Below are 26154 nucleotides of genomic sequence, written 5' to 3'. Positions count from 1 at the left end.
CAACGCCACTTCGTTGACTTGCCCGGTGGCCGAGGACACTTCGCGGATCGAGCCGTGAATGCGCTCGACGAAACGGTTGAACGCAGTGCCGAGGGTGCCGAATTCGTCATTGTTCTGGATGGTCAGGCGTTTGGTCAGGTCACCTTCGCCGTCGGCGATGTCGGCCATGGCGCGGGTCATGACGTGCAACGGCTGGATCAGGATGCGAATCAACATGCCGAGCAGGGCGATGATGATGGCCACGGCAATGATGGTTGCAACCACAGCCGAGGTGCGGAACTCGCTGAGCATCGAGTAGGCTTTTTCCTTGTCGACCGACAGACCGATGTACCAGTTGACCGAAGGCAAACCCTTGATCGGAGTAAAGCTGACAATGCGGGTCTTGCCGTCGACGTCCACTTCGCTGAAGCCGTTGCCGATGCGCGGGGTGTCTTTCGGATACGCCTCGCTCAGGGACTTCATCACCAGCGCTTTGTCCGGGTGAACCAGGATCTTGCCGTCGGCACTGACCAGAAACGCGTAGCCCATGCCATTAAAGTCGCGGGCACTGAGGGTAGCGATCAGGGTTTGCAGGCTCAGGTCGCCACCCACCACACCGACGCTCTGTCCGGCTTTTTTCGAAGCAGTGGCCATCGAGATGATCAGTTGGCCGGTTGCCGCATCGATGTAGGGTTCGGTCAGGGTCGGCGTGCTGCTGTTTTCGGCGCCTTTGTACCAGGGGCGAACACGCGGATCGAAACCGTCCGGCATCTTCGCGTCCGGACGAATGGTGAAGTGCCCGGTGGCATCACCCAGGTAGGACGCCATGAAGGTCGACGTCAGGGTTTTCTGCTCAAGCAGGCTGGCGACATTGGCTTGTTCGGGGTTGATGGCGATGTTTTGCGAGAGGTTCTCGATCAGCAAAATGCGCCCGGCCAGCCAGGTCTGGATGTTGTTGGCGGTGACGTCGCCCATCTCGTTGAGATAGTTGTTAAGGTTCTCGCGGATGGCATTGCGCTGCAAATAGTCGTTGTACAGCGTGAATGAGGCGAAGGCGGCAATAACAATGAGGGCGGCGGCAAGCAGGATTTTATGGCTGAAACGCAGATTTTTGTTCATGGCTTGGGGTTCCGCTAAGGTCTTAATGTCCAGCGCGTGCTTTTATAAAGGGACGCACGACGGGCAAGGTTAAAAGCAATTGAATTTTCCGACTCTCCTTAGGGAAATTTCCTACCAGATCGTGTCTGACTGCTTTGTCGTTATCTCTATCGGCCGTGTAGGACCAAAGATTAATCATGGGTGACCAAATGCCTGACTCACTGCAACTCGTTATCGGCGCCGACCTCAAAGGGCAGCCGATTGCCCAGGCCATGCGCCTGGCCAATCGCCACGGTTTGATCGCGGGCGCGACCGGCACCGGAAAAACCGTGACGTTGCAACGAATGGCCGAAGCTTTCAGCGATGCCGGCGTGGCGGTGTTCGCCGCCGACATCAAGGGTGACCTATGCGGCCTTGGCGCCGCAGGCAACCCCCAGGGCAAGGTCGCCGAGCGGATTGCCGGGATGCCGTGGCTAAACCACAAGCCTCAGGCTTATCCGGTGACGTTGTGGGACGTGCAGGGCCAGTCCGGTCATCCTTTACGCACAACCTTGAGTGAAATGGGGCCGCTGCTGTTGGGCAGCCTGCTGGAACTGACCGACAGTCAGCAGTCGGCGCTGTACGCGGCGTTCAAGGTGGCGGACCGCGAAGGTCTGTTGTTGCTCGATCTCAAGGATCTGAAAGCGTTGCTCAATCACCTGCGGGACCACCCCGAGTTGCTGGGCGACGATGCGGCATTGATGACTACCGGCTCCAGCCAGGCGCTGCTGCGACGTCTGGCGACCCTGGAGCAACAGGGCGCCGATGCCTTGTTCGGCGAGCCGGCGCTGCAACTCGAGGACATCCTCCAACCCACTGCCGATGGCCGCGGGCGCATCCATTTGCTGGATGCCAGCCGTCTGGTGCATGAAGCGCCGAAGGTCTACGCGACGTTCCTGCTGTGGCTGCTGGCCGAACTGTTCGAGCAACTGCCGGAGCGTGGCGATGCCGACAGGCCCTTGCTGGCGCTGTTCTTCGACGAGGCCCACTTGTTGTTCAACGGCACGCCCCAGGCATTGCGTGATCGCCTGGAACAAGTGGTGAGGCTGATTCGTTCAAAAGGCGTGGGCGTGTATTTCGTCACCCAGTCGCCGGGTGACCTGCCGGATGATGTGCTGGCTCAGTTGGGCTTGCGCATCCAGCACGGACTGCGTGCGTTTACCGCCAAGGAGCAAAAGTCCCTGCGTGCAGTGGCCGAAGGTTTCCGGCCGAATCCGGCGTTCGATACGTTGTCGGTGTTGACCGAACTCGGGATCGGTGAAGCACTGGTCGGCACGCTGCAGGAAAAAGGCACCCCGGAAATGGTGCAACGGGTGCTGGTAGCGCCGCCGCAATCGCGGATCGGGCCTTTGACCGGCGCCGAGCGTACGGCGCTGATTGCCGGTTCGCCGTTGCAGGGGCGTTATGACAAGCCGATTGACCGCGAATCGGCCTATGAAGTGCTGATGGGGCGCAAGGGCCTGGCGCCCGAGCCCGAAGCGGAGCAGGGCAAACAGGAACCGAGTTTCACCGAACAGGCGGGTGAGTTCCTCGGTACAGCAGCAGGGAAGGCGCTGAAATCGGCGATGCAACAGGCGGCGAACCAGCTTGGCCGACAGTTGGTGCGCGGCTTGATGGGCTCATTGCTGGGTGGCAGCAAACGCCGCTAGCGGGCGGACTCAATCAAATGTGGGAGCGGGCTTGCTCGCGAATGCGGTGTGTCATTCAACGAAAATGTCGATTGATAAACCCATTCGCGAGCAAGCCCGCTCCCACAGGGTTTCTGTGTCAGGATTTGGTCTTGGCGTGCGCCGCCAGTCGCTCCAGCGCTGCCCGCAGATTCGGGTCGCTGATCCCGTCGGCCGTGGCCTGAATGGTGGCCGCAGCATCGTCCGACAGATCCATGGTGTGCCCGGCCGCGCCCCGCTGGACGGTAGGTGGCTGCACCTTGAACAGGATTCGCGTCAGGTTGGCAAACTCGTCGAACAGTTGCAGTTGCCGTTGCAGGCGCTTCTGCTGGTAGCGCAGGCGGGTTGCCCAATGACCGTCGGTGACAATCAGCAACAAACTGCCTTCGCGCCAGGACGCCACGTGACAATGCTCGCGAGCGGCGGGTTGCAATTGGCTTTCGAGCAAACGTTGCAAATGACCCAGGCGTTGAGCGTGGCCGAGAATGGCTTTCAGCGGCTTGGCTTCGCGTAGTAGAACGGCGGGTACTTTGGCCGTAAGTGGGCGAAATGCCATGATCAGACACCTGAAGTAACAGAGCCGCCATGGTAGCAGAAAGCACCGGATGCGCCCGCCCATTGCTTTTGTGGGCGCTTTACCCATTAAATCAACAACTAACTTCTGCCTTGAACGGCTTGAAATTGAGCAAAACGCCCCTATTTTAAGTGAGCCCCGTCAAAGCGCTGTGCCAGCATCGTGGAATATCGCCACTTTCCTCACCACCGTTTCCGGGTAGAATGCTCGTTCGCATGCGGCCATGAGGGCTGCACGGGCGACTCACGGGGCCGCCCTCCATCCCTTTAGTGTGGAAGATCCTGCCGATATGTTTGCGCCTTTGTTAAAGAAACTTTTTGGAAGCAAGAACGAGCGTGAAGTCAAACGCATGCTCAAGACGGTGCAACTCGTCAATGCCTTCGAAGAGCAAATGGTGGCCCTTTCGGACGATCAATTGCGTGCCAAGACCAGCGAGTTCAAGGCCCGTATCGCCAAAGGGGAATCCCTCGACAAGCTCCTGCCAGAAGCCTTTGCGGTCGCCCGCGAAGCCGGCAAGCGTGTCATGGGCATGCGCCACTTCGATGTCCAGCTGATCGGCGGCATGACCTTGCATGAAGGCATGATCGCGGAAATGCGTACCGGTGAAGGCAAGACCCTGGTGGCAACACTGGGCGTTTACCTCAACGCGCTGTCCGGCAAAGGCGTGCACGTTGTGACGGTGAACGACTACCTGGCCCGCCGTGACGCCAACTGGATGCGCCCGCTGTATGAATTCCTCGGCATGACGGTCGGCGTTGTCACGCCGTTCCAGCCGCCGGAAGAGAAGCGTGCTGCCTACGCCGCCGACATCACCTACGGCACCAACAACGAATTCGGGTTCGACTACCTGCGCGACAACATGGCGTTCAGCATGGAAGAAAAATTCCAGCGCGAACTCAATTTTGCCGTGATAGACGAAGTCGACTCCATCCTCATCGACGAAGCCCGTACGCCGCTGATCATCTCCGGTCAGGCCGAAGACAGCTCCAAGCTGTATATCGAGGTCAACAAGCTGATCCCGCAGCTCAAGCTGCACGTTGAAGAAGTCGAAGGCGAAGTGACCCAGGCCGGTCACTACACCGTCGACGAGAAGACCCGTCAGGTCGAACTCAACGAAGCCGGTCACCAGTACGTCGAAGAAACGCTGACCCGCATCGGCCTGCTGGCTGAAGGCGAAAGCCTGTACTCGGCGCACAACCTGAGCCTGCTGACTCACGTCTACGCCGGCCTGCGTGCGCACAAGCTGTTCCATCGCAACGTCGAATACATCGTGCAGGACGGTCAGGTCGTACTGGTCGACGAACACACCGGCCGTACCATGCCGGGTCGCCGCTTGTCCGAAGGCCTGCACCAGGCCATCGAAGCCAAGGAAAACCTGAACATCCAGGCCGAAAGCCAGACGCTGGCATCGACCACTTTCCAGAACTACTTCCGTCTGTACAACAAACTGTCCGGCATGACCGGTACGGCCGACACCGAAGCGTTCGAGTTCCACCAGATCTATGGCCTGCAGGTCATGGTGATTCCGCCGAACAAGCCGCTGGCGCGTAAAGACTACAACGACCTGGTGTTCCTGACCGCCGACGAGAAATACGCGGCAATCGTGGCCGACATCAAGGAAAGCATGGCCGCTGGTCGTCCGGTGCTGGTGGGTACCGCCACCATCGAAACCTCTGAGCACATGTCCAGCCTGCTCGTGAAGGAAGGCATCGAACACAAGGTTCTGAACGCCAAGTTCCACGAAAAGGAAGCCGAGATCATTGCCCAGGCAGGTCGCCCGGGTGCACTGACCATCGCCACCAACATGGCCGGTCGTGGTACCGACATCCTGTTGGGCGGTAACTGGGAAGTGGAAGTGGCTTCCCTGGAAAACCCGACCCCTGAGCAGATTGCCCAGATCAAGGCTGACTGGCAGAAGCGTCACCAGCAAGTGCTCGAATCGGGTGGTTTGCAGGTGATTGCATCCGAGCGTCACGAATCGCGCCGTATCGACAACCAGTTGCGTGGTCGTGCAGGTCGTCAGGGCGACGCCGGTTCCAGCCGTTTCTACCTGTCGCTGGAAGACAGCCTGATGCGCATCTTCGCCTCTGACCGGGTGAAGAACTTCATGAAGGCCCTGGGCATGCAGCCTGGCGAGGCGATCGAGCACCGCATGGTGACCAACGCCATTGAAAAGGCCCAGCGCAAGGTCGAAGGCCGCAACTTCGACATCCGCAAGCAACTGCTCGAGTTCGACGACGTCAACAACGAACAGCGTAAAGTGATTTATCACATGCGTAACACGTTGCTGGCCGCCGACAACATCGGCGAGACCATCACTGACTTCCGCCAGGACGTGCTCGACGCCACTGTCAGCGCACACATTCCTCCGCAATCGCTGCCTGAGCAGTGGGACGTTGCCGGTCTGGAAGCTGCGTTGCAGAGCGACTTCGGTGTGACGCTGCCGATCCAGCAATGGCTCGACGAAGACGATCACCTGTACGAAGAAACCCTGCGCGAGAAGCTCATGAACGAGCTCGTCGCGGCGTACAACGAGAAAGAAGACCAGGCGGGCGCCGAAGCGCTGCGCACCTTCGAGAAGCAAATCGTTCTGCGCGTTCTGGACGACCTGTGGAAAGACCACCTGTCGACCATGGACCACCTGCGTCACGGTATCCACTTGCGTGGTTATGCCCAGAAGAACCCGAAACAGGAATACAAGCGCGAGTCGTTTACCCTGTTCTCCGAGTTGCTGGACTCGATCAAGCGCGACTCGATCCGTGTGCTGTCTCACGTTCAGGTTCGCCGCGAAGACCCGATCGAAGAGGAGCAGCGCCTGCGCCAGGAAGCCGAGGCATTGGCCGCTCGCATGCAGTTCCTGCATGAAGAAGCTCCAGGTCTGGAGCAACCGGAAGTGCTGGGCGAAGAGGTCGATGTGGCTCTCGCCGCTGCCCCGGTTCGCAGCGAGCACAAGCTGGGTCGCAATGAGCTGTGCTACTGCGGTTCGGGCAAGAAGTTCAAGCATTGCCACGGGCAGATCCAGTAAAACCCGTTTCAATCGCTGAAATACCCGCGCCGCGACCGGCTTCTGCCGTCGCGGCGTTTTACCATTCGAACCACCGTCTTCCTGAAACGGTGCTGACATCATTTATAAAGGAGCGCATTCATGGCTGTTGGTCTTGGTCCTTTGCCAACGTTGCACCCGGTTGCCGGTTTTGAACTCGGTATCGCCTCGGCTGGCATCAAGCGCCCGGGGCGCAAGGATGTTGTGGTCATGCGCTGTGTTGAAGGCTCCACGGTAGCCGGCGTGTTCACCCTGAACGCCTTTTGCGCCGCCCCGGTGATCCTGGCCAAGCAACGCGTACAAGGCCCTGTGCGTTACCTGCTGACCAACACCGGCAATGCCAACGCCGGGACAGGCGAGCCAGGCTTGGCCGCCGCCGAGCGCACTTGCGCCAAACTGGCCGAGCTGACCGGCGTCGATGCCAGCCAGGTGCTGCCGTACTCCACCGGTGTGATCGGCGAACCGTTGCCTGTGGAGAAAATCGAAGGCGCGCTGCAAGCGGCCCTTGACGACCTGTCGATCCACAACTGGGAATCTGCCGCCACCGGCATCATGACCACCGACACCCTGCCCAAAGGTGCCAGCCGTCAGTTCCAGCACGACGGCGTGACCGTCACCGTGACCGGTATCAGCAAAGGCGCCGGCATGATTCGCCCGAACATGGCGACCATGCTCGGCTACATCGCGACCGACGCCAAAGTCTCCCGCGATGTGTTGCAAAACCTGATGCTCGATGGCGCCAACAAGTCGTTCAACCGCATCACCATCGATGGTGATACGTCGACCAACGACTGCTGCATGCTGATCGCCACAGGGCAGGCGGCGCTGCCGGAAATCACCCGTGCAGAGGGCGAACTGTTCGCCAAGTTGAAGCAGGCGGTGTTCGAAGTGTGCATGGACGTGGCCCAGGCCATCGTTCGCGATGGCGAAGGCGCAACCAAGTTCGTGACCGTTGAAGTCAATGGCGGCGGCAATCACCAGGAGTGCCTGGATGTCGGCTACACCGTGGCTCACTCGCCGCTGATCAAGACTGCGTTGTTTGCTTCCGACCCGAACTGGGGCCGTATCCTGGCCGCCGTTGGCCGTGCCGGTGTGCCGAACCTGGACGTCAGCAAGATCGACGTGTTCCTCGGTGACGTGTGCATTGCCAGCCGTGGCGCGCGCGCCGCGACCTACACCGAAGCCCAGGGCGCGGCGGTGATGCAGCAGGAAGAAATCACCATTCGTATCGAGCTGGGTCGTGGCGATTGCAGCGAAACCATCTGGACCACCGACCTGTCCCACGAGTACGTGAAAATCAACGCCGAGTACCGTACTTAAGACCGAGTCGCTCCATTCGCGAGCAAGCCCGCTCCCACAGGGTTCAATGGTGACACTGTGGGAGCGGGCTTGCTCGCGAAGGCTGACGACCAGACGCTAGAGATTTTGGCCTGTCCCCCTCATCAAAAGGTCCTGACTATGAGCCTGCACCTGATCATCGGCGACAAATTGCATTCCTCCTGGTCCCTGCGCGGCGCTCTGGCCCTCGATCTGGCAGGCGCCTCCTACACCGAAGAACTGATCAAGCTGAACCAGCCGGGCACCCGCGAGCGCCTGCTCAAGCATTCGCCGACCGGGAAGGTCCCGCTGCTGAAGACCGAACACGGCACCATCGCCGACTCCCTGGCGATTGCCGAATACCTGGCAGAACGGTTTCCCGACGCGAACCTGTGGCCCAAAGACACCGCCGCCCGTGCCCAGGCGCGTTCGGCGTGCGCGCAGATGCACAGCGGCTTTTTCGCCATGCGCGGCAACATGCCGTTCGACCTGAGCCATGACGCAGCGTTGTCGCCGGTCCCGGCCGATGTCCAGGCGGACATCGAACGCATGTCGGCGCTGTGGGCCGAGTGTCGTGCCGCTGCGACCGAGAGCGGTCCGTACCTGTTTGGCCGCATCACGTTGGCCGACGCGTTCTTTGCACCCATCGCCGTTCGTCTGCGTACCTATCGGGTGAAACTGTCCGCGGCTGACGAAGCCTATGTTGAAACCCTCTACCAATGGCCGGCGTTCAAGGCCTGGCAGAAGGCCGGACTGGAGGAGTTGGAAAAGTGAAGCGAGTCCATGTCGCCGCCGCCGTCATCCGCGATGGCAGTGGCCAGATCCTGATCGCCCGCCGTGCCGATTCGCAGCACCAGGGCGGCCTGTGGGAGTTTCCCGGAGGCAAGGTCGAGGCCGACGAGTCGGTCGAAACCGCACTGGCCCGTGAGCTCCATGAAGAGCTGGGCATCGTGGTCGACGCGGCGCGCCCGCTGATCAAGGTCCGGCACGATTACCCGGACAAGCAGGTGTTGCTGGATGTCTGGGAGGTCTCGGCGTTTAGCGGCGAGCCCCACGGTGCCGAAGGCCAACCGCTGGCCTGGGTGGCGCCCCGGGACCTGTCGGGTTACGAGTTCCCGGCGGCCAATCAGCCGATCGTCGCGGCGGCCCGATTGTCATCGCAGTACCTGATTACCCCGGAAGATCTGGAAACCCCGGCGTTGCTGCGTGGCATCCAGAAAGCCATTGCCGGTGGCATCAAGTTGATCCAGTTGCGCGCACCGAACGGTTACGATCCCAAGTATCGCGACCTGGCTGTCGATGCGGTGGGCCTGTGTGCCGGCAAGGCACAATTGATGCTCAAGGGGCCGTTCGAATGGTTGGGCGACTTCCCGTCCGCGGGTTGGCACATCACTTCGGCGCAGTTGCGCAAATACGCAGCGGCCGGCCGACCGCTACCGGCATCGCGCTGGCTGGCGGCCTCCTGCCATAACGCTGAAGAACTGGCGCTGGCCGAACAGATGGGGGTGGATTTCGTGACTCTGTCGCCGGTGCAACCCACCCTGACGCATCCTGGCGCCGAGCCGTTGGGTTGGGAGCAGGCGTCGAGCTTGATCGAGGGCTTCAGCAAGCCGGTGTTCCTGCTGGGTGGCGTTGGCCCGGCCGAGGTCGAGAAAGCCTGGGCGGCGGGCGCGCAGGGTGTGGCGGGGATTCGGGCGTTCTGGCCTGAGGCCTGATTTTGTAGCGTTCCTGCTGGCCTCTTCGCGGGCAAGCCCGCTCCCACAGTGGATTTGTGGCGCACACAAAACCTGTGGGAGCGGGCTTGCTCGCGAAGGGGCCCTGACAGGCGCTGGCTAAACCTCAGGCTTCGCCGCCGGCTGCCATAGAATCTCGGCCACGCCCTGACGCTTGGCAATCAGCCTTGCTGCGACAAACAACAAATCCGATAACCGATTGATGTACGCCAGACCAACCCCGGCCAACGGTTCAATCGCATTCAAATGCTGACACCGCCGTTCGGCACTGCGCGCCAGGCTACGGCAGACATGGGCTTGGGCAATCAGCGCCGAACCGCCGGGCAAGATGAAGTTTTCCAGCGGCCCCAACTCTTCATTCCACACATCGATCGCCGCTTCCAGGCGCTCGATTTCCGTTGCATTCAAGGCCTGATACACCGGCATTGCCAGCTCGCCTCCCAGATCAAACAATCGATGCTGGCAGGGCGCCAAAACCTCGATCACTTCCTGCAAGCCGGCAAAAGTATCCGTTTGCGCCGCTAACCCGGCCAGCAACACGCCCACCTGACTGTTGAGCGTATCGACTTCGCCAATGGCCTCGATCCGCGGGTGATCCTTGGGGACGCGACGGCCATCGCCCAGCCCAGTCTCGCCTTTGTCGCCAGTGCGGGTGTAAATCTTCGACAGACGAAAGCCCATGGTTACCTCGATAGCAGATTGAGTTCTTGCGCGACAGGTGGTGTGCTCGCCAGGGGCAGGCGCAAGGTGAAGCAAGTGCCTTGGCCCAGGGTCGATTGCACTTCCATCTGCCCTTTGTGGTTATTGGTGATGATGAAGTACGACACCGACAGCCCAAGTCCGGTGCCCTGACCGATTTCCTTGGTGGTGAAGAAGGGTTCGAAGGTCCGTTTGCGCACGCTTTCACTCATGCCGATGCCGTTGTCCTCGACCTGGATTTCCGCCCATGGAGGGTTCAGCCTGGTGCGCAGAATGATCCGCCCCGGCTCGCTGTCGTCCTCGCGCTGGTGAATGGCTTGCGCAGCGTTTTTCAACAGGTTGAGCAGTACTTGTTCCAGCTCGTTGGCGGTGCCGGGGACCGGGCCTAGCGCCGGGTCGAACTGACGAATGATGGCCTGACCCTTGAAGTCGAAGCCGATCGCCAGGTCGAAATCGTTGCCGGCAATTTCCACCGCCTGATCAATCAGGGCGGGCAGATCGCACGGGGCCATCTGGCGGGTGCTGCGACGGCTGAAACTGAGCATGTGGGTGACGATTTTGGCGGCCCGGGCACCGGCCTGCTGGATACCGTCGAGCAACTGTGGCACTTCGCGGATTTTCAGATACTGATTGACCGTCGCCAGTTCGATGCCGGCCTGTTCGGCCACTTCCAGGTTTTTCGGCAGGTCGGGGGACAGGCGTCGGCGAATGTTTTGCACGTTGTGCAGGATCGCACCCAGCGGGTTGTTGATCTCGTGAGCCATGCCGGCGGCAAGACCGCCTACCGACAGCATTTTCTCCGACTGCACCATCATTTCTTCCAGGGACAGGCGCTGGGTGATGTCGTCGATCCGGATCACTACGCCACGCCCGGCACCGCCCATCAGCGGATAGAAAGTCAGGGCGTAGTGGCGGGGCTCGTCGTCCTTGAGCCAGGTGACACGTTCGATTTTGGCCACCGTATGCTGCTCGACCGTTTCCTTGAGTTGCGGCAAGAACGGCTTGAGCGGTTCGAAGGCGAGGAAGATGGGTTGGTTCAGGGCTTCATCGAGGCGTGTGCCGGACAGGGCGCTGGCTTCCTGGTTCCATTGAGTCACGTAGAGCTGTTCGTCGAGGGCGATCAGCGCCGACGGCATGGAGTCGATGATGCTGTTGAGGTAGTTCTGAAAGCCCGTGAGCTTTTTCTCGATCTTGCTGCGCACCTGGACTTCGAGCTCCAGTTTGCGGTTGGTATGACGAGTTTCTTCCGCCAGGCCCTGGGCCTGGTCGTAAGCGGCCTGGGAGTCGTCCCGAGCCCGCTTGAGTTGCTGCTCCCTGGCCTCGATCCGCGAGAGCATGGTATTGAACGCCTCGGCGAGGCTGCCGATTTCATCGTGGTTTCCTCGCGAAGCACGCAGTGCGTAGTTTTCTTCACGGGTTACCTGTCGCGACAACTCTTCAAGCTGGTGGATCGGCCGGGTGATCAGGCGCTTGATCTGGCGGGCAATGATCAGCCACAGCAGCACGCTGAAGATCAGAATGCCCAGGCTGGCCGTCAGGGTCCCGGTGTAGAACGCCACTGGCAGTTCACTGCTGGCGACCAGCAGCAAATGTCCCGGTGCAGCGCCGGGGCGGGCCAAAGTGATGACTTGATTGGTGCGAAACTCGGTGACCTGCCAGTCTTCGATATGCCGGAAATGTTTGGGCAGCTCCAGATTGTCGCCATGCTGCAATTGCGCCAACCGCTCACCCTTTGCGTCATACAGGGCTGCCGCGCGCAACGGTGAATAGCTGTTGAGTTCATTCAGCAGGCGCTCGGCGCTTTGCGGTGACGCCAGGGCTTCGGAGGCCAGGCTGGGGTTGGATACAAGCCGGCCGATGGTCTGCAGGGCCTGGGGCGCCATGCTTTCCTGGGAGATGTAGTACGCGGCGCTGATAAAGGTCAGGTTGGCAACCAGCAGGACGGTGACCATCAGTACCAGCAGGGCGGCCAGCAGTTTCTGGCCGACGGGCAGGTTTTCAAGGCGCTGGCGCAATGGCATCGGATTCATCGCAGACAAGGAACAAGTGGCCAGCGTAGCCGCTGCTCAGTCGCTGGGCAATCCAAGGCTTTGCAGGCGTGCGATCAACCTTGCCTGAAGTTGATTGAGGTGAGGCAGGTTCAGTTGATGACGCCCGGCCACTTTGCAGGCGTAGCCCAGCAGGTAGCTGATTTCCGTGCGGCGCTGGCTCGTGACGTCCTGATGCATCGACGAGTAGTTGGCCGCGGTGGCGTGAATCACCCGTTCGACTTCTTGCTGCAGGTTTTCGGCGGCTGCCGGCTGACCGCAACGCTCAAGCAACTCCACCAGTTCACCGCACAGGGTGGCCACTTCGCACTGATGTTGCTGCAAACCGCCGTTGCGGCAATCGTGCAGCACCGTCAGCGGGTTGATCGCACAGTTGAGAGCCAGCTTGCGCCACAGCCTGGTCAGAATATCGGTGCTCCACTCGTGAGGGATGCCGGCAGCGCTCAAGTCATCGAGCCAGATCGGCGCGACCGGATGGCTCGCATCCCCCAGCCAGGTGAAGCCATGTCCTGCAAACACCACGCGCCAATCGCCATCGCGGAAGGCGCCTTCTGTGCTCGAGGCATAGATGCAGCGTGCCTGGGGAACCTGTGCGGCCACCGCGTCCTGGCTGCCCAGGCCATTTTGCAGCAGGATCAGTTCGGCGTCGGGGGCCAGGCGTGACGCCAGTCGGGCCACCGCGCTTTCGGTATCGTAGGCCTTGCACGCCACCAGCAGGCGGTTGATCGGCTCGCTGCTGTCCGCTGTTTCGGCGGGCACGGCGTAGTGTTGCGCCTGGCCGTGTTCCACCAGTGTCAATCCACCTGCAGCTTCATAGGCCTGCAGTCTCGCGGTGTCCCGCAGGATCAGCCTGACCGGCACGCCAGTCCGTGCCAGACGTGTTGCCCATAAAGTGCCGAGGCTGCCGGCGCCGAGTACATGCCAGGTGGTGGACATCAGCTTTTTGCTCTGTTTAAGGCGTGCATCGGCAGCTCACAGTGAATGATGGGAAAGACCCGTTATAATCAGCGCGGATTTTAACCGCAAGCCAGGCGCGCTCCATCGGTGCGCCTTTAAATTTGGAGAGATTACATGCCGTCGTTCGACGTGGTATCCGAACTGGACAAACACGAAGTCACCAACGCGGTCGAGAACGCCGTCAAGGAGCTCGATCGTCGTTATGACCTGAAAGGCAAAGGCAGCTTCGAGTTCAAGGAAAAAGACCTGACCGTCAACCTGACCGCAGAAGCGGATTTCCAGCTCGAAGCGATGATTGAGATCCTCAAGCTGGCTCTGGTCAAGCGCAAAATCGACGTGCAGTGCCTCGAAGTCAAGGATGCCTTCGCGTCGGGCAAGCTGATGAAGCAGGAAGCCGTCCTCAAGGAAGGCATCGACAAGGAGCTGGCGAAGAAAATCGTTGCTCACGTCAAAGATGCCAAGCTCAAGGTCCAGGCAGCCATTCAGGGCGAGCAGGTTCGTATTACCGGCAAGAAGCGTGATGACCTGCAAGAAGCCATTGCTGTGCTGCGGGCCAAGGAGTTCGGTATGCCGCTGCAGTTCAACAACTTCCGCGACTGACCTTGAGCGGGAACCTCTTGGCGTTTGTGACGTCGCAGACCCAAGCAACGGCAGAAACGATTGAACCCGTCGCGGTTCGATCTTTCTGCCGCTTTTTTTACGCATGCCGCATAGCCGGAAAACAGGAGAAAGTAGATGGATTTAAGCGCTGAGGTAGACAACCTGGTCAAGGTATCCCAAACCTGGATCCCGATGATCATGGAATACGGCAGTCGCGTACTGCTGGCGGTCATCACCCTGGCCATCGGCTGGTGGCTGATCAACAAAGTCACGAAAAAGCTCGGCGGTCTGATTGCATTGCGCAATGCCGACCTGGCGCTGCAGGGCTTTATCAGCAGCCTGGCGAATATCATCCTCAAGATCCTGCTGGTCGTCAGCGTAGCCTCGATGATCGGTGTGGAAACCACTTCGTTTGTGGCAGCGATTGGTGCGGCGGGCCTGGCCATTGGCCTGGCTTTGCAGGGCAGCCTGGCGAACTTCGCCGGCGGCGTGTTGATCTTGCTGTTCCGTCCGTTTCGAATCGGCGACTGGATCGAGGCTCAGGGGGTTGCCGGCACCGTCGACAGCATCCAGATTTTCCATACCGTACTGCGCACCGGTGACAACAAGACCATCATCGTACCCAACGGTAATCTGTCCAACGGCATTATCACCAACACCAATCGCCAGCCGACCCGCAAAGTCGTGTTTGATGTGGGCGTCGATTATGAAGCGGACTTGCAGAAAGCTCGGGAAGTGTTGCTGGAGTTGGCCACGGATCCGCGTGTATTGACTGACCCGGAACCTCAGGCAGTCATTTCGACATTGGGTGACAGTTCTATCACTGTTTCCCTGCGTGTCTGGGTGAAGACAGCGGATTATTGGGATGTGATGTTCATGTTCAACGAACTGTCCCGTGATCGTTTGAGAGAGGCCGGCATCGATATTCCATTTCCACAGCGGGTTATTCGCGTGGTTCAGGAGTCCGCAGTGCAGTGATTGACTTTGTCATATATGCCTGACTTTTCGGTCAGACATGTAGGGCGGTTGTTCAATAATTGAACAATTTGCACGGACAACAAAAAAGGCCCATCCGAAGATGGGCCTTTTGTTTTGTTACCGCAAACTAACTGGATGCGATTACAAAACCGACAGCGGGTAGTCGACGATGAAACGGAACTCTTTCACGTCGCCTTCACCTTCGTCAGCGTTAGCGAAGTGCCATGCTTGACGAATACGGAAGGACAGGTCTTTTGCCGGGCCAGTCTGAACAACGTACTTGGCTTCGAAGTTGGTCTCGTTGTGCTTGCCATCCGCACCGTACAGGCCAGCGTAAGCGCTGTTGGCTGGAGTGTTGGTACCGTCGATGTCCCAGCCTTTAACGTAACGGGTCATGAAGCTCAGACCTGGAACGCCGTACTCAGCCATTTTCAGGTCGTAACGAACCTGGGCAGACTTCTCGTTCGGAGCGTTGAAGTCAGAGTACTGGATGGAGTTGGCGAGGAAGATCGAGTCGCCGCCGCGGTTGTTCTTGCCCACACCGATGTAGTCGAACGGAGTGTCACCGTTGACCTTCTGGAAGCCCAGGGTAATGGTGTGTGCTTTCATGAACGAGAAAGCAGCAGCCAGGGAGTACGTGGTGTTGCTGATATCGCCGGCTTTGGCATCACCAGTGTCTTTGGTGTTGTAGATGTTACCGTCCAGGTTCAGCGATTCGTCGCCGCCCAGCGGGATGGTGTAGTTCAGGTTGGCGTAGTACTGGTTCCAGATGTCTTCCAGCTTGGCGCCGTACAGCGAAGCCGACAGGTTGTCGGTGATGCCGTACTTGCCGCCGAAGTAGTCGATCTTGTTGGCGCTAACGCCGGCGTAGGTTGCCCACAGGTCGCCGTCACGGGCGTTTCTGTCCTGGCTGCTTGCCGAGTAGAAGTGACCGGCTTCGAGGTCAAGGTCTTTGATTTCGCTGCTCTGCAGTTGGATACCGCTGGCAGTTTGCGGCAGGATGCGGGAGCCGCCCACAGCGAACACTGGGGAAGTGCTTGGCTGCATATCGCCGACTTTCAGCTCGGTTTTCGATACGCGGAATTTAACGGCGCCGCCGGCTTTGCCCTGGCTGTCGTTAACTTCGCCATCAGCGTCACGGCTCATGTTGCCGGTGCCACCGGTGCCGTCGCCACCGTCCAGCTTGATTGCCAGGTAACCGTACGCATCAACGCCGACACCGATCAGGCCTTGGGTGTAACCGGAGCTGAAGTTGCCCCAGATACCTTGGGTCCAGTCTTTCTGGTCGGTGGCGCCATCTTTGCGGTCACGGTTGAAGTAGTAGTTGCGAACCAGCAAGTTCAAGGAGCTGTCTTCAACAAAACCTTTGGCTTCAGCCTGGTCACTTACGAAAGGTGCGGCCGTAGCCAATTGGGTACTGGCTGCTGCTGCAACTGCCAGTGCGATCATGCTCCACTTCATCACGCGCATCGTGATTTGCTCCTTTGGTTTTAGAAGAGTACTGCCGTCCCACCTGTTTTATTATCTGGGCGGCTCTTTCTTTTTGTGTCGGCGCAAACTTATATCACGCCGACAATGTTGGCGATACTTGCGTATCTAACCTTTCGCCTTCTTTACGACCATGTCGCAAACAGCGAGGTAGATGTCGCAAATTTCGAGCTCCGACGCAACCGGGCTGACAACTTTAATGCTGTTTTCTGAGCCTGGGTATCGGTAAAAAGAGTCCTGGTGAAACGTTTGAATCTCCATCGGGCTACCTTGCCACTGTCTTTTTTGCCTGAATGCCCCCGCTTCCAGCGGGTGCCACTCAGGTGATGTTGGGTATGTATGCAACAAGCGTGCACAAAATCAAGTTTTGCTGCGGTTTTTTCAAATTGACTCTCTGACGCTGTAAAAACCTCATAAAATCGGGGTGTTCAAGCGCTATTACTGTGAGCTTGACGATTTGCCTCACATCATGTTGCACCCTTCTGGCCGACTGCCTGACAACCAAAAATGTTACCGGTTCACCCCGCCAGTGAGTAAATGGCGGATGTCGAAGCATCCAGCGTAGACCCGCTGTGCGGTTTTGGTGCAAAAATTTTTAATTTTGCGCTGAGTTCATTCCTGTTGATCGAGTGACTGACGCGAACTCTTCGTTGTTTATCAGTCATTTCGGCGTTTTTTTCGGCTGACCGGTTCTGTGGTGGTGCGCGGCGTCGAAAAGTGTCTCATACGGGGGCAGGCTGTCAGCTTTAAGCTGGTATTCGTGGCGTCTGTGCAAGGTTCGCCGTGAAGAGTGCGTCGTTCACAGGTATGCTGCCGTCCGGTCGCTTGGTGCGCCGCTCCTCTGGATGGGCGCTAAGCTGAAAAATGATGACCCGGCGGGAGTACGCGCAGTGTTCGCTTTAGATCCACGACTTCAACAAGACACGTTACCGATCGGGGACTTTCCGCTCTGCCGGTTACTGTTGTCGAACGACTCGAACTATCCCTGGTTCATCCTGGTACCTCGTCGTGAGGCTATCAGCGAGATATTTCAGTTGGATGTCGCAGACCAGCTGCAGCTTTGGCAGGAGACGACGGCGCTTTCGCAAGTGCTCAAGGACTCGTTCGATGCGGACAAATTGAATGTTGCGGCGCTGGGCAATGTCGTCAGCCAGTTGCACATGCACGTGATTGTGCGCAAGCACGAAGATGCCGCCTGGCCAGCGCCAGTTTGGGGCAGGCATCCGGCAAAACCCTACACTTCGGAGCAGATTGCCGCCATTCGCGAGCGTTTGCGTCTGATATTGACCGATGACTTTACGTTTCTGGAGGGCTGAACCATGAGCCTGGAAGAACGCGTTACCGACCTTGAAAGCCGCCTGGCCTTTCAGGATGACACCATCCAGGCATTGAATGATGTGCTGGTCGCGCAGCAGCGGGTGGTCGAGCGTCTTCAACTGCAAATGGCTGCGTTGCTCAAACGGCAGGAGGAAATGGTCGGCCAGTTCGAATCGTTCGAAGAGGAAGCGCCACCGCCGCACTACTAACCAACATGCAGGCATTAAAAAACCGCGTACAGCCAGGCTGTGCGCGGTTTTTTTCAGCCTTGAATCAGCGACGCGGCAGTGCGGCGATCACATCTTCGGCTTGCAGGCCCTTGTCACGATTCATGACAGAGAATTCCACGCGCTGGCCTTCTACCAGGACACGGTGGCCTTCACCGCGAATGGCCCGGAAGTGGACGAAGATATCGTCGCCGGAGTCGCGGGAAATGAAGCCGAAGCCTTTGGACGTGTTGAACCACTTGACGGTGCCGGTATCGCGGTTGCTCATGTCGTAGCTTGGCGAGGCAGCGACCGGTGACGATTTGTAGAAGCTGATACCCAGGTGCAGGGCAACAGCGATCAGGGCTGCGACCAGGCTGAACAGAACGGCAGGTTGACCGGCGATGACAGGCATCGGCGCGATCAGCGTCAGAGTCTGCAGGACTACCGCCAGAGCCAGCAGGACACTGACCAGGTTTTGCAGTTGGTGGCGCGGACCTTTGTTCCAGTAAGGGATGACAGGTGCAAGCGTGAGATTGAGCAGGCCGAAAAAGGCCAGGTACAGCGCATCAGGTTGTTGCAGGTAAGGCAAGGCTTCAGGGTGCAGGCTAGGGATGAAGGACAGCAGCAAGGCTGCTGCGCCTATCAACAGATGGACGATTTTCAACATTTTGATTAACTCACGTTAAGACAGCTCACAAGGAAGAGCTGATGGCGCACGGTTCGCTTCAAGACAATAAAGAGGCGTTGGACACGTGCCCGGTATCAGCCTATGCGCCGTGCCCGGAAAAATAGGCACTGGCGACACGTCGTCTATTTAACAGCAAAGCCGCAGGCTACTCAAATCAGGGCGTCCGGCGGCTCTTTGGCGGTGATTTGCCGCAGGTTGCCCGAAGTTCCGGGGCGGCGGTAAGGCAAGTGACTTGCTGATCCGTGTATGCAGTCGCATGGATGCTTGGCGCTCTTCTTTCCTACGCCATTCCATAGGTTGTTTCTGAAGGGGGCATCGCTTCACTGTGTGGGAAAACGTCCGGAGTAGGACGATCTCCAGGGTCTGCCATAAGTTGTTGGCTTATCCTACGTCGAGGGTCATAAAGTCGGCTGGAAAACACCTTTGCACCTGCGTTTTTATAAGTCGACAGGCAGTTGCGCTTTAAGAAACCAGGATGGCAAAGGAGTGTCAGCGTTATGGTTTATCAAAGGCAAGAAGAGGGGCGATACGGTTCGCACAGGGATGTAAGGGTTGATCCGTTTGTTCGTGAATTCGATATGGGATTGGCCCAGCCCTTGTCCCGCTCCGTACGATTGAATGGCTTCGCTACCTGTTTGCGGCTTGAGCAGGTTTATTGGGATATTTTGGGAGGGATGGCCCGGGCCAACGGTTGTTCGGTCAGTAGCCTGTTATCCCATGTGGATCGCGAAGTTCACTTGCGTCATGGCGGTGTCAGGAATTTCAGTGGATTGGTGCGGGTTGTCTGTGTCGTACACAGCCTCAAGGAAGGGGGATGCATCGTCACCGCCTAGTCAGGGCGGCGAAAACGGCAGAGTGTCGGTCTGTGCAGTCTTACGGCTGCACAGGCCGCATTTAATGGATATAATCCCGCTCTTTGCCGCGAAACCCTGCGTGTGCGGTAGCAATCTGATCGCCGAGACAACCTCCATGCCGATGTACGATTATCAATGTGCTTCCTGTGGTCATCAGTTGGAAGCCATTCAAAAGATCAGCGATGCACCGCTGGTCGACTGCCCTGCCTGTCAGGCGCCAGAGCTTAAGAAAATGCTGTCCATGCCGGGCTTTCGCCTCAGCGGCACGGGTTGGTACGAAACCGATTTCAAGACCGGTTCCAAGAAGAACCTGGCCGGCGGCGACAAAGCTGACTAAGGTCCTGCACCTGAATTGAACGACACACGCGAGTTCTTGCATCACCCGGCGACTTTTTAAAGGCAGGGCTGCTGTAGGATCTCCAACCGAATTTCGAATTACGAGAAGTGAAACCACGACCATGATGCGCAGCCATTATTGCGGCCAACTGAACGAAAGCCTGGACGGCCAGGAAATTACCCTTTGCGGATGGGTTCACCGTCGCCGTGACCACGGTGGGGTGATTTTCCTCGATATCCGTGATCGTGATGGTCTGGCCCAGGTCGTGTTCGATCCGGACCGCGCTGAAACCTTCGCCGCAGCCGATCGCGTGCGCAGCGAGTACGTCGTGAAGATCACCGGCAAGGTTCGCCTGCGTCCGGCCGGTGCGACCAACGCCAACATGGCGTCGGGCATGATCGAAGTCCTCGGCTACGAGCTGGAAGTGCTGAACGAATCGGAAACCCCGCCGTTCCCGCTGAACGAGTTCTCCGACGTCGGCGAAGAAACCCGCCTGCGCTATCGCTTCCTCGACCTGCGTCGCCCGGAAATGGCCGAGAAGCTGCGTCTGCGTTCGCGCATGACCACCAGCATCCGTCGCTTCCTGGACGAGAACGGCTTCCTCGACGTCGAGACGCCGATCCTGACCCGGGCTACCCCGGAAGGCGCGCGCGACTACCTGGTGCCGAGCCGTACTCATGCCGGTTCGTTCTTCGCCTTGCCGCAATCGCCGCAGCTGTTCAAGCAACTGTTGATGGTGGCCGGCTTCGACCGTTACTACCAGATCGCCAAGTGCTTCCGCGACGAAGACCTGCGTGCCGACCGTCAGCCGGAATTCACCCAGATCGACATCGAGACCAGCTTCCTCGATGAAAAAGAGATCATGGGCCTGACCGAGCAAATGATCCGCAACCTGTTCAAGGAAGTGCTGGGCCTGGAATTCGGCGAGTTCCCGCACATGACCTTCGAAGAAGCCATGCGCCGCTACGGTTCCGACAAGCCAGACCTGCGTAACCCGCTGGAACTGGTTGACGTGGCCGACCAGCTCAAGGAAGTCGACTTCAAGGTGTTCAGCGGCCCGGCCAACGACCCGAAATGCCGCATCGCCGCCCTGCGCGTGCCTGGCGGCGCGAGCATGCCGCGCAAGCAGATCGACGACTACACCAAGTTTGTCGGCATCTACGGTGCAAAAGGCTTGGCGTACATCAAGGTCAACGAGCGTGCGAATGGCGTTGACGGTCTGCAATCGCCGATCGTGAAGAACATCCCTGAAGCCAACCTCAACGTGATTCTGGATCGTGTTGGTGCAGTTGATGGCGACATCGTGTTCTTCGGTGCCGACAAGGCCAAGATCGTCAGCGAAGCGTTGGGCGCATTGCGCATCAAGCTCGGTCACGACCTGAGCCTGCTGACCTGCGAATGGGCTCCGATGTGGGTCGTTGACTTCCCGATGTTCGAAGAGAACGACGACGGCAGCTTCAGTGCCTTGCACCACCCGTTCACCGCGCCGAAGTGCTCCCCGGCGGAGTTGGAAGCCAACCCGGCGGGCGCTCTGTCCCGTGCCTACGACATGGTGTTGAACGGCACCGAACTGGGTGGCGGTTCGATCCGTATCCACCGCAAAGAGATGCAGCAAGCGGTCTTCCGTCTGCTGGGCATCAACGAAGTGGAACAGGAAGAGAAATTCGGCTTCCTGCTCGACGCCCTGAAATACGGCGCTCCGCCGCACGGTGGCCTGGCCTTCGGCCTGGACCGTCTGGTGATGCTGATGACCGGCGCCCAGTCGATCCGTGAAGTGATCGCCTTCCCGAAAACCCAGAGCGCGGCCGATGTCATGACCCAGGCACCGGGCCAGGTGGATGCCAAGGCATTGCGCGAGTTGCACATTCGTCTGCGTGAAACGCCTAAGGCCGAGTAAGGCTGACCCGAAGGGCGCATCTGCGGATGCGCCCTTTCTTTATAGGCAGAGCTGTTCAAGATTTTTGTTTGCCGGCCGGCGCAATACAGCGCGGCGGGCAATGTTTCAAAGAGAATTCGGAGCGAGTTATGGCAGGTCATTCCAAGTGGGCGAACATCAAGCACCGCAAAGAACGTCAGGATGCCAAGAGGGGCAAGATCTTCACCAAGTGGATTCGTGAGCTGACCGTTGCTGCCCGTCAGGGTGGTGGTGATCCAGGCTCCAATCCGCGTCTGCGCCTGGCCCTGGACAAGGCCCTGGGTGCCAACATGAGCCGCGACATCATTGATCGTGCCATCGCCCGCGGTACCGGCGCTGCCGACACCGACGACGTGGTCGAGCTGACCTACGAAGGTTATGGTCCAGGCGGCGTGGCGGTGATGGTTGAATGCATGACCGACAACCGTAACCGTACTGCGGCCGCGGTTCGCCATGCGTTCAGCAAGTGTGGCGGCAACCTCGGGACTGACGGTTCGGTGGCCTATCTGTTCGAGCGCAAGGGGCAGATCTCCTTCGCTGCCGGCGCTGACGAAGACGCGCTGATGGAAGCGGCCATGGAAGCCGACGCCGATGACGTGGTGACCAACGAAGACGGTTCGATCGACGTGTTCACCTCGTTTGCCGGATTCTATTCCGTGCGTAACGCACTGGAAGCGGCGGGCTTCAAGGGTGACGACGCGGAAATCGTCATGCTGCCGACCACCAGCGCCGAGCTCGATCTGGAAGGCGCCGAGAAAGTCCTCAAGCTGATCGACATGCTCGAAGACCTGGATGACGTGCAAAACGTCTACTCCAACGCGGAGATTCCGGAGTCGGTGGCCGCACAGCTCGGTTAAAGGGTGGCCACGATCCATGTGGGAGCGGGCTTGCTCGCGAAAGCGGTTTAATATTCAGCAACGATGTTGTCTGATAGTCCGCATTCGCGAGCAAGCCCGCTCCCACATTTATTATTCGCTGAGCTGAAGATCGTGTTCTTTCTTATCCCGCAGGCGTTATGACTTTAATTCTTGGTATCGACCCCGGTTCGCGCATCACCGGTTACGGTGTGGTTCGTGATACCGGCCGTGGCTGCGAGTACGTCGCCTCCGGTTGTATCCGCACCGGTGCCGGCGAGCTGCCTGAGCGACTGCAGATTGTCTACCGCGGGGTGCGGGAGATCATTCAGACCTACCATCCGGTGACCATGGGGATCGAAAAGGTGTTCATGGCCCGTAACGCTGATTCCGCCCTGAAACTGGGGCAGGCCCGTGGCGCGGCGATCGTGGCGGGAGCCGAGGAAAGCCTGGAAATTGCCGAATACAGCGCAACCCAGGTCAAGCAGGCAGTGGTCGGTACCGGCTCGGCCAACAAGGAGCAGGTGCAGATGATGGTCATGCACATGCTCAAGCTGACCAGCAAGCCGCAGATCGATGCTTCGGACGCCCTGGCCATTGCCATCTGTCATGCTCATACCCGCTCCAGTCTGCTGCCCCATGGTCTCGGGACGGCACGCAGTCGTGGCGGGCGCCTGCGTCTCTGATAGCATCAGCAATCATTTTCATGGGGTGAGGGCGTTTCGCCTGGGTTGTCGGCGCCACTCCCTTGCTCCATCAGTCGCTGGCCCAGAGCTGGCCAACGCTCAAGGATTTGTAACGTGATTGGACGTTTGCGCGGCACCCTGGCTGAGAAGCAGCCTCCACACCTGATTCTGGATGTAAACGGTCTGGGTTATGAACTCGAAGTGCCCATGACGACCCTCTTTCGCTTGCCGTCGGTCGGTGAGCCGCTGACGTTGCACACTCATCTGGTCGTGCGTGAAGACGCACAGTTACTCTATGGTTTCGTCGGCAAGCGTGAGCGCGATTTTTTCCGCGAGTTGATCCGCCTCAATGGTGTCGGGCCGAAACTGGCGCTGGCCTTGATGTCGAGTCTGGAAGTCGACGAACTGGTTCGTTGCGTACAGTCCCAGGACACTTCGGCGCTGACCAAGGTGCCAGGTGTGGGCAAGAAAACCGCCGAGCGTTTGCTGGTGGAACTCAAGGATCGCTTCAAGGCCTGGGAAACCGTACCGGCCATGTTTGCCCTGGTGCCGAACCAGCCGGATGGACCGGCTCCGGTGAACACTGCTGAAAATGACGCCGTCAGCGCCTTGATCTCCCTGGGCTACAAGCCGCAGGAAGCGAGCAAAGCGGTGTCTGCGATCAAGGAGAAAGGCTTGAGCAGTGAAGACATGATCCGTCGCGCCTTGAAGGGAATGATCTAAGTGATTGAAGCTGATCGTCTGATCGCCGCCACGCACAGTCCGCGTGAGCGCGAAGAAGTCCAGGACCGGGCGATCCGCCCGGTCAGCCTGGCGGAATACATTGGCCAGCCGACCGTTCGCGAGCAGATGGAGTTGTTCATTCAGGCGGCTCGCGGTCGTAACGAGTCCCTGGATCACACGCTGATCTTCGGGCCACCGGGCCTGGGCAAGACCACCCTCGCCAACATCATCGCCCAGGAAATGGGGGTGTCGATCAAGAGTACTTCGGGCCCGGTGCTGGAGCGTCCGGGTGATCTCGCAGCACTGTTGACCAACCTTGAGCCTCACGATGTGCTGTTCATCGACGAAATCCATCGCCTGTCGCCCATCGTTGAAGAAGTGCTGTACCCGGCCATGGAGGATTTCCAGCTCGACATCATGATTGGCGAAGGCCCGGCTGCGCGTTCGATCAAGCTCGATCTGCCACCGTTCACCCTGGTCGGCGCAACGACCCGGGCAGGCATGCTGACCAACCCGTTGCGCGACCGTTTCGGCATCGTTCAACGTCTTGAGTTCTACAATAACGCCGACTTGTCGACGATCGTCAGTCGTTCGGCGAGCATCCTCGGCTTGCCGCTGGACCCGGAAGGCGCCTTCGAAATCGCCCGCCGTGCCCGTGGCACGCCACGAATTGCCAACCGACTGTTGCGCCGGGTGCGTGATTTCGCCGAAGTTCGCGCCAAGGGGCATATCACCAAGCCGATTGCCGACCTGGCGCTGAACCTGCTGGACGTCGACGAGCGTGGTTTCGATCACCAGGACCGGCGCCTGTTGCTGACCATGATCGAGAAGTTCGATGGCGGGCCGGTCGGGGTCGACAGTCTGGCCGCCGCTATCAGCGAAGAGCGTCACACCATTGAAGACGTACTTGAGCCTTACCTGATCCAGCAGGGTTACATCATGCGTACGCCAAGGGGGCGAGTGGTGACGCGGCATGCCTATCTGCATTTCGGTTTAAACATTCCGTCACGATTGGGCGAAATGCCCGTGGCAGACGAGTTCCTCGGTGCCAGTGACGATTAATTAACATTGCGTGCTGATTTTTTCGGGCAATGTAGGGTCCCAGGACCGTACTTTCGCAAGAAAGCCGCAGATCAATGAAAAACAGTTGCCTGGCCGGATTGGCAACCTGAGGAGTAAGCACTAGAGTATGCGCGCGCAAAACGGGCTTGAGCCTTTCGCACATCGTTGTCGCGTTTATTACGAGGACACCGATGCGGGCGGCATCGTGTATTACGTCAATTACCTCAAGTTTATGGAACGGGCTCGAACCGAGCGGCTGCGAGATCTGGGCTTTGCCCAATCACAGCTGGCAGGGGAGGACCTGTTGTTCGTCGTGCATTCCAGCGAAGCGCGCTACCACGCGCCGGCGCGACTGGACGACGAACTGCTGGTAAGCGCTGAAGTAATCGAATTGAACCGTGCCAGCCTGCGCTTCAAGCAGCAGGTCAGGCGGGCAACGGATAATGTGCTGCTCTGCGAAGGGCAGTTTCTGGTGGCCTGTGTGCGCACTGAAAGTTTGAAACCCCGGGCCATTCCCGAAGCTCTACGAGCGGCCTTTGCCGACGTGAGCGGCGCGGGTACACACTCAAAGCAGGAGATAAAGCGTGGAAGCTAACGTCGTCGACCATTCCTCCATGTGGAGCCTGGTCAGCAATGCCAGTATCGTGGTGCAACTGGTAATGCTGACCCTGGTAGCCGCATCGGTGACCTCGTGGATCATGATCTTTCAGCGCAGCAACTTGCTGCGCGCCGGTCGACGTGCCCTGGAGAGCTTTGAAGAGCGCTTCTGGTCGGGTATCGACCTGTCCAAGCTGTACCGCCAGGCCGGCAGCAACCCGGACCCCGATTCGGGTGTCGAGCAAATCTTCCGTGCCGGTTTCAAGGAATTCTCCCGCCTGCGCCAGCAGTCAGGCGTTGATCCGGAAGCGGTCATGGAAGGCGTGGCCCGTGCCATGCGCGTTGCGATTTCCCGCGAGGAAGAAAAGCTCGAACAGAGCCTGCCCTTTCTCGCCACTGTCGGTTCCGTCAGCCCCTACATCGGTCTGTTCGGTACCGTCTGGGGGATCATGAACTCCTTCCGTGGCCTGGCCACCGCCCAGCAAGCGACCCTGGCCACTGTGGCCCCGGGTATCGCCGAAGCACTGATCGCCACGGCGATCGGTCTGTTCGCGGCCATTCCAGCCGTTATCGCTTACAACCGTTTTGCTGCTCGCAGCGAAACCCTGCTGGGCCGCTACTACACCTTCGCCGACGAGTTCCAGGCGATCCTGCACCGCAAAGTGCACACCAGCGAAGAATAAGCAGGTAAT

At 59.0% G+C, this 26154-nt stretch carries 24 protein-coding genes and 1 pseudogene; 18 read left to right on the top strand and 7 right to left on the bottom strand.

The window, feature by feature from the left end:
• Positions 1–66: 66 nt before the first annotated feature.
• A pseudogene (locus tag KSS91_RS28875) lies at positions 67–1098 on the bottom strand (HAMP domain-containing protein); the annotation flags it as partial.
• 188 nt (positions 1099–1286) lie between these two features.
• Between KSS91_RS28875 and KSS91_RS23105 the strand changes: the two are divergent.
• Entirely contained in the window at positions 1287–2765 is a 1479-nt protein-coding gene (locus tag KSS91_RS23105; RefSeq protein WP_217836222.1) for a helicase HerA-like domain-containing protein, read from the top strand.
• Positions 2766–2883: 118 nt separating this feature from the next.
• Here KSS91_RS23105 and KSS91_RS23100 read toward each other — a convergent pair whose 3' ends face one another.
• The gene (locus KSS91_RS23100) at positions 2884–3339 is read right to left on the bottom strand and encodes a DUF721 domain-containing protein (RefSeq protein WP_095965404.1); all 456 of its coding nucleotides are present in this window, start codon (positions 3337–3339) and stop codon (positions 2884–2886) included.
• 307 nt (positions 3340–3646) lie between these two features.
• On the opposite strand from KSS91_RS23100, the gene secA reads away from it, so the two are divergent.
• From secA to KSS91_RS23080, 4 genes are all read left to right on the top strand, one after another.
• Positions 3647–6382, top strand: coding sequence for a preprotein translocase subunit SecA (secA, locus tag KSS91_RS23095; RefSeq protein WP_015096613.1), 2736 nt, complete (start codon positions 3647–3649; stop codon positions 6380–6382).
• Positions 6383–6502: 120 nt separating this feature from the next.
• Complete coding sequence (argJ, locus tag KSS91_RS23090; protein WP_217836221.1) at positions 6503–7720, top strand: bifunctional glutamate N-acetyltransferase/amino-acid acetyltransferase ArgJ; 1218 nt, start codon at positions 6503–6505, stop codon at positions 7718–7720.
• Positions 7721–7858: 138 nt separating this feature from the next.
• Positions 7859–8491: a glutathione S-transferase family protein gene (locus KSS91_RS23085; protein ID WP_217836220.1), complete on the top strand. Its 633-nt coding sequence runs from the start codon at positions 7859–7861 to the stop codon at positions 8489–8491.
• Entirely contained in the window at positions 8488–9432 is a 945-nt protein-coding gene (locus tag KSS91_RS23080) for a Nudix family hydrolase (RefSeq protein ID WP_217836219.1), read from the top strand. The genes KSS91_RS23085 and KSS91_RS23080 overlap by 4 nt, the downstream gene beginning before the upstream one ends.
• Positions 9433–9549: 117 nt before the next feature.
• Here KSS91_RS23080 and KSS91_RS23075 read toward each other — a convergent pair whose 3' ends face one another.
• From KSS91_RS23075 to KSS91_RS23065, 3 genes are read right to left on the bottom strand one after another with little or no spacing between them, the layout of a single operon-like run.
• Positions 9550–10131, bottom strand: coding sequence for a cob(I)yrinic acid a,c-diamide adenosyltransferase (locus KSS91_RS23075; RefSeq protein WP_217836218.1), 582 nt, complete (start codon positions 10129–10131; stop codon positions 9550–9552).
• A 2-nt stretch (positions 10132–10133) separates the two neighbouring features.
• Complete coding sequence (locus KSS91_RS23070) at positions 10134–12170, bottom strand: sensor histidine kinase (RefSeq protein ID WP_015096609.1); 2037 nt, start codon at positions 12168–12170, stop codon at positions 10134–10136.
• Positions 12171–12215: 45 nt separating this feature from the next.
• The gene (locus tag KSS91_RS23065) at positions 12216–13133 is read right to left on the bottom strand and encodes a putative 2-dehydropantoate 2-reductase (protein WP_217836217.1); all 918 of its coding nucleotides are present in this window, start codon (positions 13131–13133) and stop codon (positions 12216–12218) included.
• Positions 13134–13268: 135 nt separating this feature from the next.
• Between KSS91_RS23065 and KSS91_RS23060 the strand changes: the two genes are divergently transcribed.
• Positions 13269–13754, top strand: coding sequence for a YajQ family cyclic di-GMP-binding protein (locus tag KSS91_RS23060; RefSeq protein WP_007977344.1), 486 nt, complete (start codon positions 13269–13271; stop codon positions 13752–13754).
• Between the two features lie 135 nt (positions 13755–13889).
• Positions 13890–14732, top strand: a complete 843-nt coding sequence (locus KSS91_RS23055) for a mechanosensitive ion channel family protein (RefSeq protein ID WP_015096607.1) — start codon at positions 13890–13892, stop codon at positions 14730–14732.
• A gap of 141 nt (positions 14733–14873) precedes the next feature.
• Here the strand turns inward: KSS91_RS23055 and KSS91_RS23050 are convergent, their stop codons facing one another.
• Positions 14874–16202, bottom strand: a complete 1329-nt coding sequence (locus KSS91_RS23050; protein WP_015096606.1) for an OprD family porin — start codon at positions 16200–16202, stop codon at positions 14874–14876.
• A gap of 908 nt (positions 16203–17110) precedes the next feature.
• Here KSS91_RS23050 and KSS91_RS23045 point away from each other — a divergent pair.
• Together KSS91_RS23045 and KSS91_RS23040 are read left to right on the top strand one after the other, a co-directional pair.
• The gene (locus tag KSS91_RS23045; protein ID WP_217836216.1) at positions 17111–17536 is read left to right on the top strand and encodes an HIT domain-containing protein; all 426 of its coding nucleotides are present in this window, start codon (positions 17111–17113) and stop codon (positions 17534–17536) included.
• Positions 17537–17539: 3 nt separating this feature from the next.
• Positions 17540–17746: a SlyX family protein gene (locus KSS91_RS23040; protein WP_007977339.1), complete on the top strand. Its 207-nt coding sequence runs from the start codon at positions 17540–17542 to the stop codon at positions 17744–17746.
• 64 nt (positions 17747–17810) lie between these two features.
• Here the strand turns inward: KSS91_RS23040 and KSS91_RS28595 are convergent, their stop codons facing one another.
• Positions 17811–18413, bottom strand: coding sequence for a cold-shock protein (locus KSS91_RS28595; protein WP_095965394.1), 603 nt, complete (start codon positions 18411–18413; stop codon positions 17811–17813).
• Between the two features lie 518 nt (positions 18414–18931).
• Here KSS91_RS28595 and KSS91_RS23030 point away from each other — a divergent pair.
• The 9 genes from KSS91_RS23030 (at position 18932) to tolQ (ending at position 26145) form a co-directional block, all read left to right on the top strand.
• Positions 18932–19267 carry a ribbon-helix-helix domain-containing protein gene (locus KSS91_RS23030; protein ID WP_217836215.1) on the top strand — a complete coding sequence of 112 codons (336 nt, stop codon included), beginning with the start codon at positions 18932–18934 and terminating at the stop codon, positions 19265–19267.
• Between the two features lie 136 nt (positions 19268–19403).
• A complete protein-coding gene (locus KSS91_RS23025; RefSeq protein ID WP_007977333.1) occupies positions 19404–19625 on the top strand; it encodes an FmdB family zinc ribbon protein in 222 nt (73 codons plus the stop codon).
• A 121-nt stretch (positions 19626–19746) separates the two neighbouring features.
• Positions 19747–21522 carry an aspartate--tRNA ligase gene (gene aspS / locus KSS91_RS23020; RefSeq protein ID WP_007977331.1) on the top strand — a complete coding sequence of 592 codons (1776 nt, stop codon included), beginning with the start codon at positions 19747–19749 and terminating at the stop codon, positions 21520–21522.
• A 128-nt stretch (positions 21523–21650) separates the two neighbouring features.
• Entirely contained in the window at positions 21651–22397 is a 747-nt protein-coding gene (locus KSS91_RS23015; protein WP_217836214.1) for a YebC/PmpR family DNA-binding transcriptional regulator, read from the top strand.
• 158 nt (positions 22398–22555) lie between these two features.
• Positions 22556–23080 carry a crossover junction endodeoxyribonuclease RuvC gene (gene ruvC, locus KSS91_RS23010; protein WP_217836213.1) on the top strand — a complete coding sequence of 175 codons (525 nt, stop codon included), beginning with the start codon at positions 22556–22558 and terminating at the stop codon, positions 23078–23080.
• Between the two features lie 114 nt (positions 23081–23194).
• Positions 23195–23803, top strand: a complete 609-nt coding sequence (gene ruvA / locus KSS91_RS23005) for a Holliday junction branch migration protein RuvA (protein WP_217836212.1) — start codon at positions 23195–23197, stop codon at positions 23801–23803.
• The gene (gene ruvB, locus KSS91_RS23000; RefSeq protein WP_015096600.1) at positions 23804–24865 is read left to right on the top strand and encodes a Holliday junction branch migration DNA helicase RuvB; all 1062 of its coding nucleotides are present in this window, start codon (positions 23804–23806) and stop codon (positions 24863–24865) included.
• Positions 24866–24992: 127 nt separating this feature from the next.
• Positions 24993–25460, top strand: coding sequence for a tol-pal system-associated acyl-CoA thioesterase (gene ybgC / locus KSS91_RS22995; protein ID WP_007990726.1), 468 nt, complete (start codon positions 24993–24995; stop codon positions 25458–25460).
• On the top strand, positions 25450–26145 hold the full coding sequence (gene tolQ, locus KSS91_RS22990) for a protein TolQ (protein WP_007977321.1): 696 nt from the start codon (positions 25450–25452) through the stop codon (positions 26143–26145). Before ybgC ends, tolQ begins: the two co-directional genes overlap by 11 nt.
• Positions 26146–26154 lie beyond the last annotated feature (9 nt).

The organism is Pseudomonas azerbaijanorientalis, assembly GCF_019139795.1.
Lineage (GTDB): Bacteria > Pseudomonadota > Gammaproteobacteria > Pseudomonadales > Pseudomonadaceae > Aquipseudomonas > Aquipseudomonas laurylsulfatiphila.
This window is presented reverse-complemented; position numbering and strand designations above follow the sequence as displayed.

Excerpts from the sequence above, each read along its gene's own strand:
- argJ (WP_217836221.1), top strand. The coding sequence starts at position 6,503 with ATGGCTGTTGGTCTTGGTCCTTTGCCAACGTTGCACCCGGTTGCCGGT.
- KSS91_RS23015 (WP_217836214.1), top strand. The coding sequence starts at position 21,651 with ATGGCAGGTCATTCCAAGTGGGCGAACATCAAGCACCGCAAAGAACGT.
- KSS91_RS23060 (WP_007977344.1), top strand. The coding sequence starts at position 13,269 with ATGCCGTCGTTCGACGTGGTATCCGAACTGGACAAACACGAAGTCACC.
- KSS91_RS23055 (WP_015096607.1), top strand. The coding sequence starts at position 13,890 with ATGGATTTAAGCGCTGAGGTAGACAACCTGGTCAAGGTATCCCAAACC.
- KSS91_RS23070 (WP_015096609.1), bottom strand. The coding sequence starts at position 12,170 with ATGCCATTGCGCCAGCGCCTTGAAAACCTGCCCGTCGGCCAGAAACTG.
- KSS91_RS23075 (WP_217836218.1), bottom strand. The coding sequence starts at position 10,131 with ATGGGCTTTCGTCTGTCGAAGATTTACACCCGCACTGGCGACAAAGGC.
- KSS91_RS23025 (WP_007977333.1), top strand. The coding sequence starts at position 19,404 with ATGCCGATGTACGATTATCAATGTGCTTCCTGTGGTCATCAGTTGGAA.
- aspS (WP_007977331.1), top strand. The coding sequence starts at position 19,747 with ATGATGCGCAGCCATTATTGCGGCCAACTGAACGAAAGCCTGGACGGC.
- KSS91_RS23105 (WP_217836222.1), top strand. The coding sequence starts at position 1,287 with ATGCCTGACTCACTGCAACTCGTTATCGGCGCCGACCTCAAAGGGCAG.
- ruvC (WP_217836213.1), top strand. The coding sequence starts at position 22,556 with ATGACTTTAATTCTTGGTATCGACCCCGGTTCGCGCATCACCGGTTAC.
- ybgC (WP_007990726.1), top strand. The coding sequence starts at position 24,993 with ATGCGCGCGCAAAACGGGCTTGAGCCTTTCGCACATCGTTGTCGCGTT.
- KSS91_RS23065 (WP_217836217.1), bottom strand. The coding sequence starts at position 13,133 with ATGTCCACCACCTGGCATGTACTCGGCGCCGGCAGCCTCGGCACTTTA.
- secA (WP_015096613.1), top strand. The coding sequence starts at position 3,647 with ATGTTTGCGCCTTTGTTAAAGAAACTTTTTGGAAGCAAGAACGAGCGT.
- KSS91_RS23085 (WP_217836220.1), top strand. The coding sequence starts at position 7,859 with ATGAGCCTGCACCTGATCATCGGCGACAAATTGCATTCCTCCTGGTCC.
- KSS91_RS23100 (WP_095965404.1), bottom strand. The coding sequence starts at position 3,339 with ATGGCATTTCGCCCACTTACGGCCAAAGTACCCGCCGTTCTACTACGC.
- KSS91_RS23030 (WP_217836215.1), top strand. The coding sequence starts at position 18,932 with ATGGTTTATCAAAGGCAAGAAGAGGGGCGATACGGTTCGCACAGGGAT.
- KSS91_RS23040 (WP_007977339.1), top strand. The coding sequence starts at position 17,540 with ATGAGCCTGGAAGAACGCGTTACCGACCTTGAAAGCCGCCTGGCCTTT.
- KSS91_RS23050 (WP_015096606.1), bottom strand. The coding sequence starts at position 16,202 with ATGCGCGTGATGAAGTGGAGCATGATCGCACTGGCAGTTGCAGCAGCA.
- KSS91_RS28595 (WP_095965394.1), bottom strand. The coding sequence starts at position 18,413 with ATGTTGAAAATCGTCCATCTGTTGATAGGCGCAGCAGCCTTGCTGCTG.